A 15,195-nucleotide genomic window follows, 5' to 3' on the forward strand; every position below is an offset into this window, starting at 1 on the left:
TGCTCCCGGTCGGGAGCGCGGCGGCCCGGGTGGTCAGCCGTTGAGGGGGTCAGCCGTTGAGGGGCGGACGGTAGCCGGTGTCCGGGCCCTGCGGTCCGGCGGCCGGGCCGGCGCCCGGCTCGACCACCTCGCCCTGGATCACCTTGCCGTCCGGACGGTGGATCCGCAGCTGCTCCTGCAGCCGCATCGCCTCCGCCAGTGGATCGGCGCCCGCGGTCGCGGTGGAGCGCAGCACCTTGTCCGCCGCCCGGCGCCCGGCGGCCCGCCACAGCGCGCGGGTCGGCGGGAACAGCAGGGTCAGCGCCAGCCCGTCCGAGAGGAAGCCGGGCAGGATCAGCAGCAGCCCGGCCAGTACGGTCAGGCTGGTGCCGGTCTGCGGCTGCTCCGGTCGCGGGTCGCGGGTCTGCTCGAAGGCCGCCGACAGGGCGCGCGCGCCGGCCCGCTTGATCAGCCAGCCGCCGATCAGCACGCCCGCGATCAGCAGCAGCACCACGGTCAGGCCGCCCAGCCAGGAGCCCACCTGCACCAGCAGCCAGATCTCCAGTACCAGCCAGGCGGTCAGCAGCAGCGGCAGCGCGCGCCGCAGCTTCGAGCGCGGGGCCGGACGGGTGGGGGTGTCTTGCCGGGTCACGGTACGAATCCACTCCAGGCGGTGCTCTGCGCGCCGCACGGGAGGTCCGGGCCGGCTACGGCACCACCTGGTCCAACGGTCGGCCGGCGGCCGGTGTTCCACCGGACGCGGGCCCGGTGGAACAGCGGATCACTCGCCGGCGGTGGGCGCGGTGGCGGTGGCGGCCCCGGGGGCCTTCGCACGGCGGCGGCCCAGCAGCACGCCGCCGGCGCAGGCCAGCAGGCCGGCCACCGCGAGCGTCCACTCGGGGACGGCGCCGACCCGGTCGGCGACGGTGGTGCCGTCGCGCAGCGGGACGGTCGCGGACAGCTCGGCGGCGGTCAGCTCCTCGGTGCGCTGGACGACCGTGCCGTCCGGGGCGATGACCGCGCTGATGCCGCTGGTCGCGGCGATCAGCACCGCGCGGCCGTGCTCGACGGCGCGCAGCCGGCTCATCGCGAGCTGCTGCTCCGGCTGCCCCGTCTTGGCATAGGTGGCGTTGTTGGTCTGCACGACGAGGACCCGGGCGCCCTGGTCGACGGTGTCGCGGACGATCTCGTCGTAGGCGACCTCGAAGCAGATGACGTCGCCGATCCGGGCCGGGCCGAGCTGCATGACGCCGTTGTGGTCGCCGGGGTAGAAGTCGCGGGCGACCCGCTGGAGGCGGGTGATGACCTTGGAGAGCTGGTCGCGGAAGGGCACGTACTCGCCGAACGGCACCGGGTGCTGCTTGGTGTAGGAGGCGCCGGGGCCGGTCTTCGGGTCCCAGACGATGCCCTCGTTCTGCACGTGCTGCTCGTCGGGGCCGTCGACGAGGGTGCCGACCAGGGTGGGCACGCCGATCGCGCGGACGGCCTCGTCGATCCGCCGGTAGGCGAGCGGGTCGGAGAACGGGTCGAGGTCGGAGGAGTTCTCCGGCCAGATGACGATGTCCGGCTTCTCGGCCCGGCCCGCCCTGATGTCCTCGGCGAGCTTCTCGGTGGCGGCGGCGTGGTTGTTGAGGACCATCATCGGGCGGCCGAGGAAGTCCATGCCGGGGTTGGGGACGTTGCCCTGGATGACGGCGACCTTGACGGTGTCGGCGGCCGCGGTGGGCACCGGGACCAGGAAGCCGGCCAGCATCGTGGCGACGGCGCCGAGCGCGGCCAGCGCGGCCGCGACCGGGCGGCGCCCGGCACCCGGGCCGGTGGCCCGCACGACGGCCCAGGCCAGCAGGGTGCCGGACAGGGCGACGGCGAAGGTCACCAGCGGGGCGCCGCCGAGCGCGGCCAGCGGGGTGTACGGGGTGGCGGTGTTGGCGAAGGCCAGCCGGCCCCAGGGGAAGCCGCCGAGCGGCAGCCGGTCGCGGGCCCACTCCTGGGTGATCCACAGGCAGGCGCCCCAGAGCGGCCAAGCGGGCAGCCGGGAGGTGACGGCGAGGCCGGCGCCCAGGACGGCCAGGAAGAGCGCCTCGACGACGGACAGGCCGACGGTGGCGTCCCAGCCGACCACCCGCAGCCAGCTGAGCAGCATCAGGAAGAACGGCAGGCCGAAGGCGAAGCCGGTCCAGGCGGCCTGGCGGGCGGTGCGGCCCCGGGTGAGCAGCGACAGCGCGGCGACGCCGAGCAGGGACAGCGGCCACAGGTCGAACGGCGGGAAGGCCAGCGCGAGCAGCAGCCCGGCGAGCGCCGCCAGTCCGGTGCGGGGCAGGCCGGCCCGGATCCTGGCGAGGGCCCGGGCGCCGCGGCCGGGGCCGGGAGCGGGTTCCTCGTCGGGGGTTTCGGGTGCGGTACCGGACCGCTCCTGGGTGACGGGCATGACCACCGTCGCACCATCTCTCTCGACGCCGTCCCGCCGTGGTGTACGGGGACGGCTGTTCGGACGCTGTCCGAAGAAGGTACCCCGTCCGGACACCCCGGCGTGAGGTGAGGGTCGCTTTGCGCCTCCCGGCGGGCCGGCGCGGTGCCGGGACGGGCACCGGTGCGGCCCGGTCAGCGCGGGGCGTACGTCACCTCGGCGAACGGCCAGGTGGTGGCGAGCCAGGCGGAGACCGCGCGGTGGAGCGGGGCGTCCAGTTCGGCCCGGTCGGCCCGGACCCAGGAGCTGACCTTGGTGGCGCCGGGCCGCTCGCGGTCCGGGCAGATGTAGACGCAGCCGACGACGGCCCCGCCGGGGACGGCGCGGACGCTGTAGGTGAAGCCCCGGCGGGCCTCGAAGTCGGCGGCGTGCCGGCGCAGGTCGGCGAGGTTGCGGTCGAGGTCCATGCCCTCGGCCGGGGGCCAGCTGCCGTGCCCGAAGCCGGGGGTGGTCCGGATGTGGGCGATGCTGCCGCTCCAGGCGGCGTGGTCGGCCTCGTTGTGCGACTCGCCGAGGGGTTCCAGGCGGAACCCCTCGGCGTCGAGGGCGCGGGGGACGGCGAAGTCGGCGGGGACGAACGGCTGATCGGTCATGGGGGCCAACCTAGGCCCTCTCCGATCATCCGGTTTACGCGCCGGTTCCTGTGCCGGTCTACGCGCCGGTCTGCTCGCCGGTTCCGTCGCTGCCCCCGGCCTCGGCGAGGTGGACGGTGCGGCCCCGGACGACGGTGCGCAGGCAGGTGGGCAGCGGGTGGCCCGGGGTGAGGTCGGGCAGGCCGGGGGTGCCGGAGCGCGGGTCGGTGGACCAGCCGGCCACCCGGTCGTCCGGGGCCTGGACGACCAGGTCGGTGGCGGCCCAGATCGCGTAGCTGGCGACCGCGCCGGGGACGAGCACGCCGTCCTGGTCGCGGCCGACCGCCCGCCAGCCGCCCCGGGTGTGGGCGGTGAACGCGGCCCGGACCGAGATCCGGTGCTCGGGGGTGCGGTGGAAGGCGGCGGCCCGGACGGTGCCCCAGGGGTCGAGCGGGGTGACCGGGGCGTCCGAGCCGAAGGCCAGCGGGACGCCGGAGCGCAGCAGCGCGGCGAAGGGGTTGAGCGCGGCGGCCCGCTCGGCGCCGAGGCGCTGGACGTACATGCCGTCCGGGCCGCCCCAGGCGGCGTCGAAGGCGGGCTGCACGGAGGCGGTGAGGCCGAGTTCGGCGAAGGCGGCGACGGTCTTGTCGTCGAGGGCCTCGGCGTGCTCGACCCGGTGGCGCAGCGCCCGGACGCGGTCCGCGCCGACCCGGTCGCCGGCCGCCCGCACGCCGTCCAGGACGGCGGCGACCGCGGCGTCCCCGATGGCGTGGAAGCCCGCCTGGAGGCCGGCCTCGGTGCAGGCGGCGACGTGGTCGGCGACCTGGGCGGCGCTCAGGTAGGAGGTGCCGGTGTGCGCGGCGTCGGCGTAGTCGTGGTGCAGGCAGGCGGTGTGCGAGCCGAGGGCGCCGTCGACGAAGAGGTCGCCGCCGGCGCCGACGGCGCCGAGCCGGCGGGCGGTCTCGACGCCGCCGTGCTCGGCGAGCTCGCCCCAGTAGCCGAACACCTCGGGGCCGTCGCCCTCGGCGGCCAGCTCCAGCAGGGCGGTGAGGTCCTGCTCGGAGGAGATCTGGGGTCCGGCGCACTCGTGCAGGGCGCCGATGCCGAGTTCGGCGGCGCGGGCGAGGGCGGCGCGCTGGGCGTGGCGGCGCTGGGCGGGGGTGAGGCGGGCGAGCGCGGTCGCGCGGACGGCGTGGTGGGCGTCGCGGGTGAGCGGGCCCTCGGGGTGGAAGCCGGGCTGTTCGGCGAGGCCCTCGGTGAGGGCGCGCAGCGCGCTGGTGGCGAGCGCGGAGTGCACGTCGGTGCGGGAGAGGTAGACGGCGGCGCCGCCGGCGGCGGCGTCCAGTTCGGCGAGGGTCGGCGGGCGGCCCTCGGGCCAGCCGGTCTCGTCCCAGCCGTGGCCGATGAGGACGCCGCCGGGCTGCTGGCGGGCGGTGAAGGCGGTGACGGCGGCCAGGGCGGCGGCCAGCGAGGGGGTGCCGGTGAGGTCGAGGCCGGTGAGCGCGAGGCCGGTGGCGGTGGCGTGCGCGTGGGCGTCGACGAAGGCCGGGGTGACCAGGGCGCCGTCGAGTTCGACGATCTCGTCGGCGGTCCGTGCGTAGGCCTCGGCGGCGCCGTCGCTGCCGACCCAGGCGACGTGCTCGCCCTCGACGAGCATGGCGGTGGCGAAGGGGTCGGCGGGGCTGTAGACGGCGCCGCCGCGCAGCAGGACGGTCCGTGAGGTGCGTTCGGTCATGGGGCCAAGTCTGCACCCCCGGGAGGGCCGGTCAGAGCCTCGGGGGGCGGGCCTCGTAGGGGGTGGACAGGACGACGGTGGTGCGGGTGGAGACGCCGGCGGCGCTGCGGATGCGGGCCAGCAGGTCCTCCAGGTCGCCGGGGGCGCCGACGCGGACCTTGAGGATGTAGTTCTCCTCGCCGGCGACGCTGTGGCAGGCCTCGATCTCGGGCAGGTCGGCCAGGCGCTCGGGTGTGTCGTCCGGGGCGCTGGGGTCGAAGGGTTTGACCGAGATGAACGCGGTGAGCGCGAGGTCGACGGCGTCCGGGTCGATGATCGCGGTGTAGCCGCGGATCACCCCGCGCTGTTCGAGGCGGCGCACCCGCTGGTGCACCGCCGAGGTGGACAGGCCGGTGGCCTTGCCCAGGTCCGTGTAGCTCATCCGGCCGTCCTGGAGAAGCAGTCGGACGATGCGTTGATCGAGATCCTCCACAAGGCGCAAACCTACCCTCTCGGGGGCGCGCGGATCGCGGCGGTGGGGGGCGCGGACGGCGTCGGGCCGGGGGCGCACGCGGGGCCGGGAGGGGGGCGCGGAACGGCATCCGGCGCGCCCCGGGGTGCCGTACGGGCACATGCCGGACGAATGTGGCGAAGGACACACCCGGTGCATCACAGTGCGCCGAACTGCAGGGTTATGAGTCCGCGTCGGCGGGAAGTGCTGGTTGTGGCCCCGGGCGACCACGCCGGGCCCGATCCGAGGGGGATCACCATGCGCGTTACCGACCAGCGCCCGACGGGCGCGGACGACGCCCACGATACGACCGACCGCGAGGACCTCGCGGTCCCCTACGACGGCGCCCCGGGGGTGGATCCGGGCGAGGCCGAGCCGTGGGAGACCGTCCGGGTCGACTGCCCGTCCTGCCGGCGTCCGATCGCCCTGGTGGGCGACGAGGAGCGGCTGCCGCAGCACGCCGTGCTGCCCCGGGCCTGGCACCCCTTCTCCCCCACCCTGTGCCCGGGTTCGGGCACCCCGACCGACGACCTGGCCGAGGTGGAGTGCGCCGAGGAGGGCGACCCGGCCGGACTGGCCGCGCTGAGCGCGCTGCCGGGCGAGCACGACTGGCGCACCCAGCCGTTCTCCCACGCCATGGTGCACCGCCCGGTCCGCTCGGGCGCCGCGCCGGTCATTCCGGAGCAGCGCGGCCGATTCTCCCGGCGCTGAGCGCCGGCCGCGCGCCCGGGCATCGCGCGTCGGCCCCGACGATCGGCAGAACGGCCCCCGGCCCCGCTCCGTACCCAGGAGCGGCACCGGGGGCCGTTCGCGTGCCGTCCGCCGTCCGCCGGGCGCCCTCGGGGGCGGCGGCGGACGGGCGGCCCCGGGCCGGTCAGCCCTTGGTGAGGTGGCGGCCGATCACCAGGCGCTGGATCTGGTTGGTGCCCTCGACGATCTGCAGCACCTTGGCCTCGCGCATGTAGCGCTCGGCCGGGAAGTCCTGGGTGTAGCCGTAGCCGCCGAGGACCTGGACGGCGTCGGTGGTCACCCGCATCGCGGCGTCGGTGCAGAACAGCTTCGCCATCGCCGCCTCCTTGGAGAACGCCAGGCCGGCGTCGCGGCGACGGGCGGCGGACAGGTAGAGCGCGCGGCCGGCCTCGATCTGGGTGGCCATGTCGGCGAGCATGAAGGACAGGCCCTGGAAGTCGGCGATCGGCCGGCCGAACTGGTGGCGCTCGCGGGCGTAGTCGACGGCGGTGTCGAGCGCGGCCTGGGCGACGCCGATCGCGCAGGCGGCGATGCCGAGCCGGCCGGAGTCCAGCGCGGCGAGCGCGATCTGGAAGCCCTGGCCCTCGCTGCCGATCAGCCGGTCCCGGGAGACCCGGGCGCCGTCGAAGTGCAGCTGGGCGGTGGGCGAGGACTTCATGCCCATCTTGTGCTCCGGTGGGGCGGCCGACAGGCCGGGCTGGGTGCCGGGCACCAGCAGGCAGCTGATCCCCCGGGCGCCCTCCTCACCGGTGCGCACCAGGGCGCTGTAGAAGTCGGCCTGGCCGCCGTGGGTGATCCAGGCCTTGGTGCCGCCGACGACGTACTCCTCGCCGTCCAGGTCGGCCCGGGTGCGCAGGGCGGCGGCGTCGGAGCCGGACTGCGGCTCGGACAGGCAGTAGGCGCCGAGCTGCTCGCCGGAGAGCATCCCGGGCAGCCAGCGCTCGCGCTGCTCGTCGGTGCCGAAGGTGGCGAGCGCGTGGCAGGAGAGGGTGTGCACGCTGACGCCCAGGCCGACGGCCAGCCAGCCGGACGCCAGCTCCTCCAGCACCTGGAGGTAGACCTCGTACGGCTGCTCGCCGCCGCCGTACTTCTCGTCGTACGGGAGGGAGAGGAGTCCGGCCTCGCCGAGCGTGCGGAAGACCTCGCGCGGGAAGCGGCCGGCGGCCTCGTCCTCCGCGGCGCGCGGCTTCAGCTCACGCTGGACGAGGTCCCGGGTGAGGTTCAGGAGCTCGCGGGCCTCCTCGCTGGGCAGCTGGCGGTCCACGGACTTCGCGGGGGAGGTGGTCATAGCGGCTGGTCGCCTCCTCGGTCGTGCGCCGGGCCCCGGGGTGTGTGGTCGGGCCCGCGCGGGGTGTGGCAGCCTCGGCCGGGCGGCACCGGATTGCGGTGAACGGCCGTTCACAGGCATGGCGATGCGAGTATGCCTGATCAAGGCGCCGCCGTCACGGGGAGGACTCGAACACTGTCCGGACCGGTGCGGACTCCGCCGTAGGGTTGACGTTGTGGCTTCTTCCGAGACTTCCGCCGCCCCGGTAATGGGGCCCGCCGCCCGGCCCGATGCGCGGCCGGTCGCCCGGCCGGTGGCGCGACCGTCGGCGCGGGCCGACGCGCTGGCCGCCCTCGTCGCCGAGCTGCGGGCGCTGCCGCCGTCCTGCGGTCCGGTGCGGCTGGTCGCGGTGGACGGCCACGCGGGCTCGGGCAAGACGACCTTCGCCGCCCGGCTGGCGGCCGCCCTCGGCGGCGCCCCGGTGGTGCACCTGGACGACCTGGCGACGCACGCCGAGCCGTTCGGCTGGACCGGGCGGCTGCGCGGCCAGGTGCTGGAGCCGCTGGCGGCGGGCCGGGACGCGGAGTACGAGGTGTACGACTGGACGCTGCGCCGGTTCGCCGGCTCGGCCCCGGTGCCGCTCGCGCCGGTGGTCCTGGTCGAGGGGGTCGGCGCCGGGCGGCGCGCGGTGCGGCCCTCGCTGGCCCGGCTGGTGTGGATGGAGCTGGACGCGGCGGCGGCCCGGCGGCGGGGCGAGGAGCGGGACGGTCCGGGGCTGGCGGAGTTCTGGGCCGGCTGGGCGCTCGCCGAATCGGCACATTTCGCCGCCGACCCGAGCCGCCCGCACGCCGGCACCCTGGTCGACGGGGTGACCGGGCGGATCGCACCGGGCACCGTCGGTGAACCTTCAACTATGCCCTTGACCTGCGGCGTCGCCAGGAAATAGGTTCTCCCTCGTTCGCGGAATTGTTGATTCCGCAACTTCGGACCCGGCATCCCCGGCTTGTTCCCCCGTGAGCCGGGGGTGCCGTCCGACTCCACCGCCCCGGGGCCGGCCACCCCTCAACGGCCGTCCGCCCGATCGCTTTTGACATCGTGCGGCACCCTTCCGGATCAGCGCCGCGCCGGTACGATTCCAGGCAGGCGCATATGCGCCCCGTGGGCAGACGACCACCGGCGGGTCCGCACACCGCCGCACCGGCCGGGCCCCGAGCCACATCGCGGGGGGCGTTGAGTGGAGAGTTCCGACAGCAACACCGCGGGCGGCCCGGCTCCGAACCGGCTCGCCGACCGCGCCTGGCTGCGTGCCATGGACGCCTACACGGCCGGGGCCTACACCCGGGCCGAGGAGGAGTTCCGCGCCGCCGTCCGGCTCGACCCCGGCATGGCCGACGCCTGGCTCGGCCTGCACGCGCTGCGCAGCGACACCTCCGGCGCGCTGCTCGCGATGCACCGGCACCAGAAACGGTTCGGCGAGCAGCGGCGGCGGCACGGACGCCCGCTCAGTTCCTGGTACTGGCTGGGCTGGTGGGTGCAGCCGGTGCTGGAGACCGGCCGGGACCTCGCCCTCGCGCACGCCTCGCACTGGCTGGACGGGCGCCACCTCACCGAGCTGGACCACGCCCTGGAGCAGTGCCCGGCCCCCGCCGACGACCCCTCCGCGCGGTTCCTGCACGCCTGCCGCTCCTATCTCCTCAAGGACTGGGAGCAGCTGATCCGGGACACCGACCGGCTGCTCGACGACCCGCTGCTCGGCATCGAGGCCGGGCTGTTCGCCGGTATGGCCCGGGTCCGGCTGGACATGTGCGCGCAGGCCCAGCCGCCGCTCGCCGCCTCGCTCGCGCGCTGCCGCTCCGAGCAGCCGCAGCGCAAGGAGCTGCGCTACTGGCTGGCCCGCGCCTACGAGGGCGCCGGGCGCAGCGCGGCCGCGCTGCCGCTGTACCGGGCCGTGCACCGGGCCGATCCGGCGTTCATGGACACCGCCGCCCGGCTCGCGGCGATCTCGGCGGAGGACGGCCTCGCGGACGGCCTGCTGGACGGCGCCGGGATCGGCGGCCGGGACGCGGGGCGCGGGGCGGAGGACGACGCGATCGACGCGGCGCTGCTGGACGCGGCCGTGCTGGAGCAGGCCGGCTTCGACGCGCTCGGGGCCGGCCCGGATTTCGGGACCGGCTCGGAGTTCGGCGCGGGTGCCGAGTTCGGGGCGGGCGCGGGCGCGGAGTTCGGGGCGGAGCAGGCGGAGTCGGAGCAGGCCACGGCCTTCGCGGGCGCCGAACTGTCGGGCCCGGAGCTGCCGCCGGGCGGCGAACTGCCGGGCGCCGAGCTGCCGGGAGCCGGTGCGGTCGGCGGGCCGGGCGTCGCGGACCCGTTCGGGAGTCCGGTCCCGGGCGGCCCGGTCGAGGCCGACGACGAGGCGGACGACGGCTACCCCGCCGTGCCGACCTCGGCCGGGTCGGGCACCGGCAACCGGCCCGGCGGCGGAGCGGGCGCACCGCCGCCGCTGGTCACCAACGGACGCTCCGGCTCGACCGCCCCGCAGCCCGCCGCCGCCTCCCCGGCCGCCCCCGCGGCGGCACGCGGCGAGACCGCCCTCGCCCAGGTGGCGAGCACCAGTGCGATGTCCGAACCCGAGGCCCACCGGGCCGAGTTGGACGCCGCGCTGGCCGAACTCTCCCGGATGGTCGGCCTGGAGCCGGTCAAGCGGCAGGTGCGGGCGCTCTCGGCGCAGCTGCGGATGGCCCGGCTGCGCGCCGAGCAGGGCCTGCCGGTCCAGCCGCCCAAGCGGCACTTCGTCTTCTCCGGCCCGTCCGGCACCGGCAAGACCACCGTCGCCCGGATCCTCGGCCGGGTCTTCCACGCCCTCGGCCTGCTCTCCGGGGACCACCTGGTGGAGGCCCAACGGGCCGACCTGGTCGGTGAGTTCCTCGGCCAGACGGCGGTGAAGGCGAACGAGCTGATCGACTCCGCGCTGGACGGCGTGCTGTTCATCGACGAGGCGTACAGCCTCTCCAACTCCGGTTACAGCAAGGGCGACGCGTACGGCGACGAGGCGTTGCAGGTGCTGCTCAAGCGGGCCGAGGACAACCGGGACCGGCTGGTGGTGATCCTGGCCGGTTACCCCGAGGGCATGAACCGGCTGCTGGCCACCAACCCCGGGCTCAACTCCCGCTTCACCACCCGGGTCGACTTCCCCAGCTACCGCCCCGGCGAGCTGACCGCGATCGGCGCGGCGCTCGCCGGGCAGGACGGCGACGGCTGGGACGAGGACGCGGCCGAGGAGCTGGCCTCGATCTGCACCCACGTGGTCCGCGAGGGCTGGATCGACGAGCTCGGCAACGGCCGCTTCATCCGCACCCTGTACGAGAAGTCCTGTGCCTACCGGGACCTGCGGCTCACCCTGCTGCGCGAGCCGCCCGGCCGGGAGGACCTCGCCACACTGCGGCTGCCGGACCTGGTGCAGGCGTACGGCGAACTGATCGACGGCCGGGGCTGAGGCCGGGGCGGACCGGACCGGGCTGCGGCCCGTTCGAGGCCGTTCGAGCCCGTTCGCACCCGCCCGGGCCCGGGCGGGTGCACGGGCGCGGGCGCGTCAGCCGGCCAGCGCCGCGGCCTCCAGCGCCGGGTCCAGGCCGACGGTCGGCCGGTCCGGGCGCTGCGGCGCGGCGCCGCCGATCGACCGCAGCCACGCCCAGGTGTCGGCGACCGTCTCCGCCGCCGGCCGGCAGCGCAGTCCGGCGGCCAGCGCCTTGCTCACGTCCGCGCCGTGCACGGCGTCGTACAGCTCGCCCGGCGGGACCCAGAACGGCAGCTGGACCCAGGGCGCGATACCGGCCGCGGCGATCGTCTCCGGTGCCGTCCAGCGCAGCTCGGGCTCGGCACCGGTGGCCTTCACGCAGGCTTCCAGCAGCTCGCCCATGGTGCTGTGCCCACGCGGGCCGACCAGGTCGTAGGGGCCGCCGAGGCCGGCCGCGACCGCGTCCAGGGTCCAGGTCGCGAGGTCGCGGACGTCGATGAACTGCACCGCGAGGTCGCGCGGACCGGGGGCGAGCACGGTGCCGCCGCGGGCGATCCGGTCGAGCCACCAGGGCAGCCGGCCGATGTTCTCGTACGGTCCGACGATCAGGCCGGCCCGGATCAGCAGCGCCCGGTCGCCGAAGGCGTCCAGCGCCGCCAGCTCGCCGCCGCGCTTGGACTCCGCGTAGGGCATCTCGCCGTCGTCCGGCGAGCCCTCGACCAGCGGCGCGCTCTCGTCCGCGCCGGCCGGGGTCGGGTACGCGTACACCGACCGGCTGGAGACGTACGCGTAGCGGCCGACCCGGCCGGCCAGCAGGCGGGCGCTGTCGCGCACCGCCGACGGGGCGGCGGACCAGGTGTCCACCACCGCGTCCCACTCCCCCTCGGCCAGGGCCGCGAGCCCGCCCTCGGCCGTGCGGTCCCCGTGCAGCACCCGGGCCCCCTCCGGCGCGGCGTGCGTGCCCCGGTGGAAGACCGTCACCTCCCAGCCCCGCTCCAGGGCCGCCTCCGCGACGGCCCGCCCCACGAATTCCGTCCCACCCAGCAGGAGAAGTCTCATGCCGACCACCCTGCCCCGGGACGGTCGGCAGCGGAACCGTCCCACGCTCCTAGCGGAATCGCCGAGAGCGAAGCGGCCCCGGGAACCCCGGGCGGAACCGGGGCTCCCGGGGCCTCCCGGGGTGTGCGCGGGGCCGTAGGGGCGGCCCGGGCGGCCTACGCGGCCGAGCGGTGGTCCGGGTCGTGCACCTCGCCGACCAGCTCCTCCAGCACGTCCTCCAGCATCACCACGCCGAGCGTCCGCCCGTCCTGGTCCAGGACGGCCGCGAGGTGGCAGGTGGCCCGGCGCATCGCGCCGAGCGCGTCGTCCAGCGGCAGGGTGCCGCGGAGCACGGTGATCGGCCGCCACAGCCGGGCCGGGACGGGCACCGACGGGTCGTCGACCTCCAGGATGTCCTTGAGGTGCAGGTACCCCAGGTAGCCGTGGCCGGCCGGGTCGCCGTCGGTGACCGGGAAGCGCGAGAAGCCGGTGCGCAGCGCCAGCTCCTCGACCTGGGCGGCGGTCACCTTGGTGTCCACGGTGACCAGCTGCTCGGGGGTGAGCAGCACCTCGGTCAGCGGGCGGCGGCCGAGTTCGAGGGCGTCCTCCAGCCGCTCCTGGCGGTCCTTCGCCAGCAGTCCGGCGTCACCCGAGTCGGCGAGCAGGTAGATCAGCTGCTCGGTGGTGAAGACCGACTCGACCTCGTCCTTGCCCTCGACCTTGAACAGCCTGAGCACGCCGTTGGCGAAGGCGTTGAGGAAGGCGATCACCGGGGCCAGCCAGCGGGCCAGCCGGTCCAGCGGCGGGCCGAGCCAGAGCGCGGCCTTCTCCGGGCCGGCCAGCGCCATGTTCTTGGGCACCATCTCGCCCATGACCATGTGCAGGTAGACCACCACGGCCAGCGCGATCCCGTAGGAGAGCGGGTGCATCAGGGCGGCCGGGACGCCGAGCGCGTGGAACGGCCCCTCCAGCAGGTGGGCGATGGTCGGCTCGGCGAGCGCGCCCAGGCCCAGCGAGCAGACGGTGATGCCGAGTTGGGCGGCGGCGAGCATCGCGGAGACGTTGGACAGCGCGTGCAGCACGGTGCGGGCGCGCTTGTTGCCGGCCTCGGCGAGCGGTTCGATCTGGCTGCGTCGCACCGAGACCACGGCGAACTCGGCGCCGACGAAGAAGGCGTTGCCGAGCAGCAGGAGCAGGGCGACGGCGAGTTGGAGCGCGGTCATCGGGTCCGGTCCTCGTCCTCGTCGCCGTACGGGCGGTCCTGCCCGGAGGTGCGTTCGACCCGGACCCGGCTGGTCCGGTGGCGGTCCACGGCCTCGACGGTGAACCGCCAGCCGGGCAGTTCGACCCGGTCGCCGGGGGCGGGCAGCCGGCCGAGCAGGTCGGTGACCAGTCCGGCCAGCGTCTCGTAGGGGCCGTCGGGGGCGTGCAGGCCGATGGCCTCCAGCTGGTCGAGCCGGGCCCGGCCGTCGGCCGCCCAGACGGGCTGCCCGTCGAGCGGCGGCAGCGGCAGCAGTTCGGGGCCGTCGGCCGGGTCGTGCTCGTCCTGCACCTCGCCGACGATCTCCTCGACGATGTCCTCGACGGTGACCACGCCGGCGGTGCCGCCGTACTCGTCGACCACGATGGCCATCGGCTGGAGGCGGCGCAGCTGGTCGAGCAGCCGCTCGGCGGGGAGGCTCTCGGGGACCAGCAGCGGCGGGACGGCGAGGTCGCCGACCCGGACGGTGCCGCGCCGGGCGGCGGGGACGGCGAGCGCGTCCTTGAGGGTGACGGTTCCGGTGACCTCGTCCAGGGTGTCGGTGTACACCGGGAAGCGGGACAGACCGGTGGCCCGGGTGAGGTTGAGGACGTCGGCGGCGCTGGCGTCCCGCTGGAGCGCGGAGACGTCGACGCGGGGGGTCATCACGGACTCGGCGGTGAGGTCGCCGAGGCCGAGGGTCCGCACGAACAGGGTCGCCGACTCCTCGTCTATGGCGCCGGCCCGGGCGGAGTGCCGGGCGAGCGAGACCAGTTCGGCGGGGGTGCGGGCGTGGTCCAGCTCCTCCTGCGGCTCGATGCCGAAGGCGCGCACGGTGCGGTCGGCCGAGCCGTTGAGGACCCGGATCAGCGGGCGGCAGGCGCGGGAGAACGCCATGTGCGGGGCGGCGACCGCGCGGGCCACCTGGAGCGGGCGGGAGATCGCCCAGTTCTTCGGGACCAGTTCGCCGATCACCATCTGGACCACGGTGGCGAGCAGCATGCCGAGGACCACGGAGACACCGCGGGAGGCACCGTCGGAGAGGCCGACGGCGCCGAACAGGGGCTTGAGCAGGGTCGACAGCGCGGGCTCGGCGAGCATGCCGACGACCAGCGAGGTGACGGTGATGCCCAGCTGGGCGCCGGAGAGTTCGAAGGAGAGGTGGCGCAGGGCCCGGGAGACCCGGCCGGCCTTGGCGTCCCCGGTGGCGGTGGCGCGCTCGACGGCGCCGCGCTCCACGGTCACGAAGGCGAACTCGGCGGCCACGAAGAGGCCGTTGGCGAGGATGAGCAGGAGGGCTGCGAGAAGCAGCAGCCAGGCCGTGATCACAGTGCCGCCTGCCGTCCGTCGGTCGGAGGGTGGGCGGCGCAGGTACTACCGGACGGATCGTCCATGGACGGGGAGTGTCACTCCTCAGGTCGATTTCGGGCAGGGCAATGCCTTTGCCCCGCTTTTGCCAGCGTAGACCATACCCGTGCGACCGTCGGATCCACGTTCGGGCGCGGCCGGGTGTCGGATTCCGGTCATCGGGCGCCGGTCACCGGGCCTCCGCCGGAGGGTGCCGGCCGGTGCGTGCCGACCGGTGCGTGTCGGCCGGTGGCCGGTCAGCCGCCGTGGCGCGCGACCAGGTCGCGCAGGGCCCGGGCGTCGGCGATCGCCTGGTTCCGGCCCACGCCGGGCTGGATGCCGACGGCGGCCAGCGAGGTGCCGTCGGCGAGGTCGAGGGAGGCCCACGGGTCGCCCTGGCGGAAGTTCACGCCGACGATCTCCGCCCAGGCCAGCCGGCGCCGGCGGACGAAGTTGACCACGGTCACGCCCTCGGCGTCGGCGCTGACCCTCGGCCGCGCCAGCATCAGGCCGACGGAGGCGAAGAGCACTCCGCTGAGCAGCATCATGATCCGGTCGTTGAGCTGCCAGTTGGCCGGGAGGGCGACCGCGATCACGGCGAACAGCACGACCAGCACGGCACAGACCGGCAGCAGCACGGCGCGGGTGCGGCGCGGGGCCCAGGTGACGGGGAACTCGGCGGGGGTGGACACGAGGGGCTCCGGGGTGGTTCGAGGGGTGGGGCGGTCGGACGGCGAGCTGAGCGGGCCAACGGAAACGGGGTGGGGCGCCGACGGCGGCCCCACCCCATTCAACC

The 15,195-nt window shown here is 75.7% G+C and carries 13 protein-coding genes; 3 read left to right on the top strand and 10 right to left on the bottom strand.

Translation table 11 applies throughout. From position 1 onward, the window contains the following. Nucleotides 1-49: 49 nt before the first annotated feature. The 5 genes from fxsA to ACW14Y_RS08325 all read right to left on the bottom strand — a co-directional run bounded on the left by fxsA (nucleotide 50) and on the right by ACW14Y_RS08325 (nucleotide 5,225). The gene (fxsA, locus tag ACW14Y_RS08305; protein WP_266275899.1) at nucleotides 50-631 is read right to left on the bottom strand and encodes an FxsA family membrane protein; all 582 of its coding nucleotides are present in this window, start codon (nucleotides 629-631) and stop codon (nucleotides 50-52) included. A gap of 129 nt (nucleotides 632-760) precedes the next feature. Then, complete coding sequence (gene lnt / locus ACW14Y_RS08310) at nucleotides 761-2,407, bottom strand: apolipoprotein N-acyltransferase (RefSeq protein ID WP_456986386.1); 1,647 nt, start codon at nucleotides 2,405-2,407, stop codon at nucleotides 761-763. Between the two features lie 173 nt (nucleotides 2,408-2,580). Continuing rightward, the gene (locus tag ACW14Y_RS08315; RefSeq protein WP_456986387.1) at nucleotides 2,581-3,039 is read right to left on the bottom strand and encodes an N-acetyltransferase; all 459 of its coding nucleotides are present in this window, start codon (nucleotides 3,037-3,039) and stop codon (nucleotides 2,581-2,583) included. A gap of 58 nt (nucleotides 3,040-3,097) precedes the next feature. Continuing rightward, nucleotides 3,098-4,753 carry an amidohydrolase gene (locus tag ACW14Y_RS08320; protein ID WP_380307470.1) on the bottom strand — a complete coding sequence of 552 codons (1,656 nt, stop codon included), beginning with the start codon at nucleotides 4,751-4,753 and terminating at the stop codon, nucleotides 3,098-3,100. A 31-nt stretch (nucleotides 4,754-4,784) separates the two neighbouring features. Beyond that, nucleotides 4,785-5,225, bottom strand: coding sequence for an Lrp/AsnC family transcriptional regulator (locus tag ACW14Y_RS08325; protein ID WP_030396362.1), 441 nt, complete (start codon nucleotides 5,223-5,225; stop codon nucleotides 4,785-4,787). Between the two features lie 276 nt (nucleotides 5,226-5,501). Here ACW14Y_RS08325 and ACW14Y_RS08330 point away from each other — a divergent pair, with 276 nt between their 5' ends. Further along, on the top strand, nucleotides 5,502-5,954 hold the full coding sequence (locus tag ACW14Y_RS08330; RefSeq protein WP_380307472.1) for a hypothetical protein: 453 nt from the start codon (nucleotides 5,502-5,504) through the stop codon (nucleotides 5,952-5,954). Between the two features lie 163 nt (nucleotides 5,955-6,117). On the opposite strand, the gene ACW14Y_RS08335 is transcribed toward ACW14Y_RS08330, so the two are convergent. Next, nucleotides 6,118-7,281 carry an acyl-CoA dehydrogenase family protein gene (locus tag ACW14Y_RS08335; protein WP_380307474.1) on the bottom strand — a complete coding sequence of 388 codons (1,164 nt, stop codon included), beginning with the start codon at nucleotides 7,279-7,281 and terminating at the stop codon, nucleotides 6,118-6,120. 247 nt (nucleotides 7,282-7,528) lie between these two features. Between ACW14Y_RS08335 and ACW14Y_RS08340 the strand changes: the two genes are divergently transcribed. Together ACW14Y_RS08340 and ACW14Y_RS08345 are read left to right on the top strand one after the other, a co-directional pair. Then, nucleotides 7,529-8,206 (top strand): uridine kinase family protein, encoded by a 678-nt coding sequence (locus ACW14Y_RS08340; RefSeq protein WP_456988108.1) that lies wholly within the window; start codon nucleotides 7,529-7,531, stop codon nucleotides 8,204-8,206. Nucleotides 8,207-8,494: 288 nt separating this feature from the next. Then, complete coding sequence (locus tag ACW14Y_RS08345; protein WP_456986388.1) at nucleotides 8,495-10,753, top strand: AAA family ATPase; 2,259 nt, start codon at nucleotides 8,495-8,497, stop codon at nucleotides 10,751-10,753. A gap of 96 nt (nucleotides 10,754-10,849) precedes the next feature. On the opposite strand, the gene ACW14Y_RS08350 is transcribed toward ACW14Y_RS08345, so the two are convergent. The 4 genes from ACW14Y_RS08350 to ACW14Y_RS08365 form a co-directional block, all read right to left on the bottom strand. Beyond that, complete coding sequence (locus ACW14Y_RS08350; RefSeq protein WP_456986389.1) at nucleotides 10,850-11,833, bottom strand: NAD-dependent epimerase/dehydratase family protein; 984 nt, start codon at nucleotides 11,831-11,833, stop codon at nucleotides 10,850-10,852. A gap of 155 nt (nucleotides 11,834-11,988) precedes the next feature. After that, on the bottom strand, nucleotides 11,989-13,035 hold the full coding sequence (locus ACW14Y_RS08355) for a hemolysin family protein (protein ID WP_380311113.1): 1,047 nt from the start codon (nucleotides 13,033-13,035) through the stop codon (nucleotides 11,989-11,991). Continuing rightward, a complete protein-coding gene (locus ACW14Y_RS08360; protein ID WP_380311115.1) occupies nucleotides 13,032-14,381 on the bottom strand; it encodes a hemolysin family protein in 1,350 nt (449 codons plus the stop codon). The genes ACW14Y_RS08355 and ACW14Y_RS08360 overlap by 4 nt, the downstream gene beginning before the upstream one ends. A gap of 275 nt (nucleotides 14,382-14,656) precedes the next feature. Next, the gene (locus ACW14Y_RS08365; RefSeq protein ID WP_266310065.1) at nucleotides 14,657-15,091 is read right to left on the bottom strand and encodes a PH domain-containing protein; all 435 of its coding nucleotides are present in this window, start codon (nucleotides 15,089-15,091) and stop codon (nucleotides 14,657-14,659) included. Nucleotides 15,092-15,195 lie beyond the last annotated feature (104 nt).

Source organism: Kitasatospora sp. cg17-2 (genome assembly GCF_054031055.1).

Coding starts and splice junctions, on each gene's coding strand:
- lnt (WP_456986386.1), bottom strand. CDS start 2,407: ATGCCCGTCACCCAGGAGCGGTCCGGTACCGCACCCGAAACCCCCGAC.
- ACW14Y_RS08315 (WP_456986387.1), bottom strand. CDS start 3,039: ATGACCGATCAGCCGTTCGTCCCCGCCGACTTCGCCGTCCCCCGCGCC.
- ACW14Y_RS08320 (WP_380307470.1), bottom strand. CDS start 4,753: ATGACCGAACGCACCTCACGGACCGTCCTGCTGCGCGGCGGCGCCGTC.
- ACW14Y_RS08330 (WP_380307472.1), top strand. CDS start 5,502: ATGCGCGTTACCGACCAGCGCCCGACGGGCGCGGACGACGCCCACGAT.
- ACW14Y_RS08335 (WP_380307474.1), bottom strand. CDS start 7,281: ATGACCACCTCCCCCGCGAAGTCCGTGGACCGCCAGCTGCCCAGCGAG.
- ACW14Y_RS08340 (WP_456988108.1), top strand. CDS start 7,529: ATGGGGCCCGCCGCCCGGCCCGATGCGCGGCCGGTCGCCCGGCCGGTG.
- ACW14Y_RS08350 (WP_456986389.1), bottom strand. CDS start 11,833: ATGAGACTTCTCCTGCTGGGTGGGACGGAATTCGTGGGGCGGGCCGTC.
- ACW14Y_RS08355 (WP_380311113.1), bottom strand. CDS start 13,035: ATGACCGCGCTCCAACTCGCCGTCGCCCTGCTCCTGCTGCTCGGCAAC.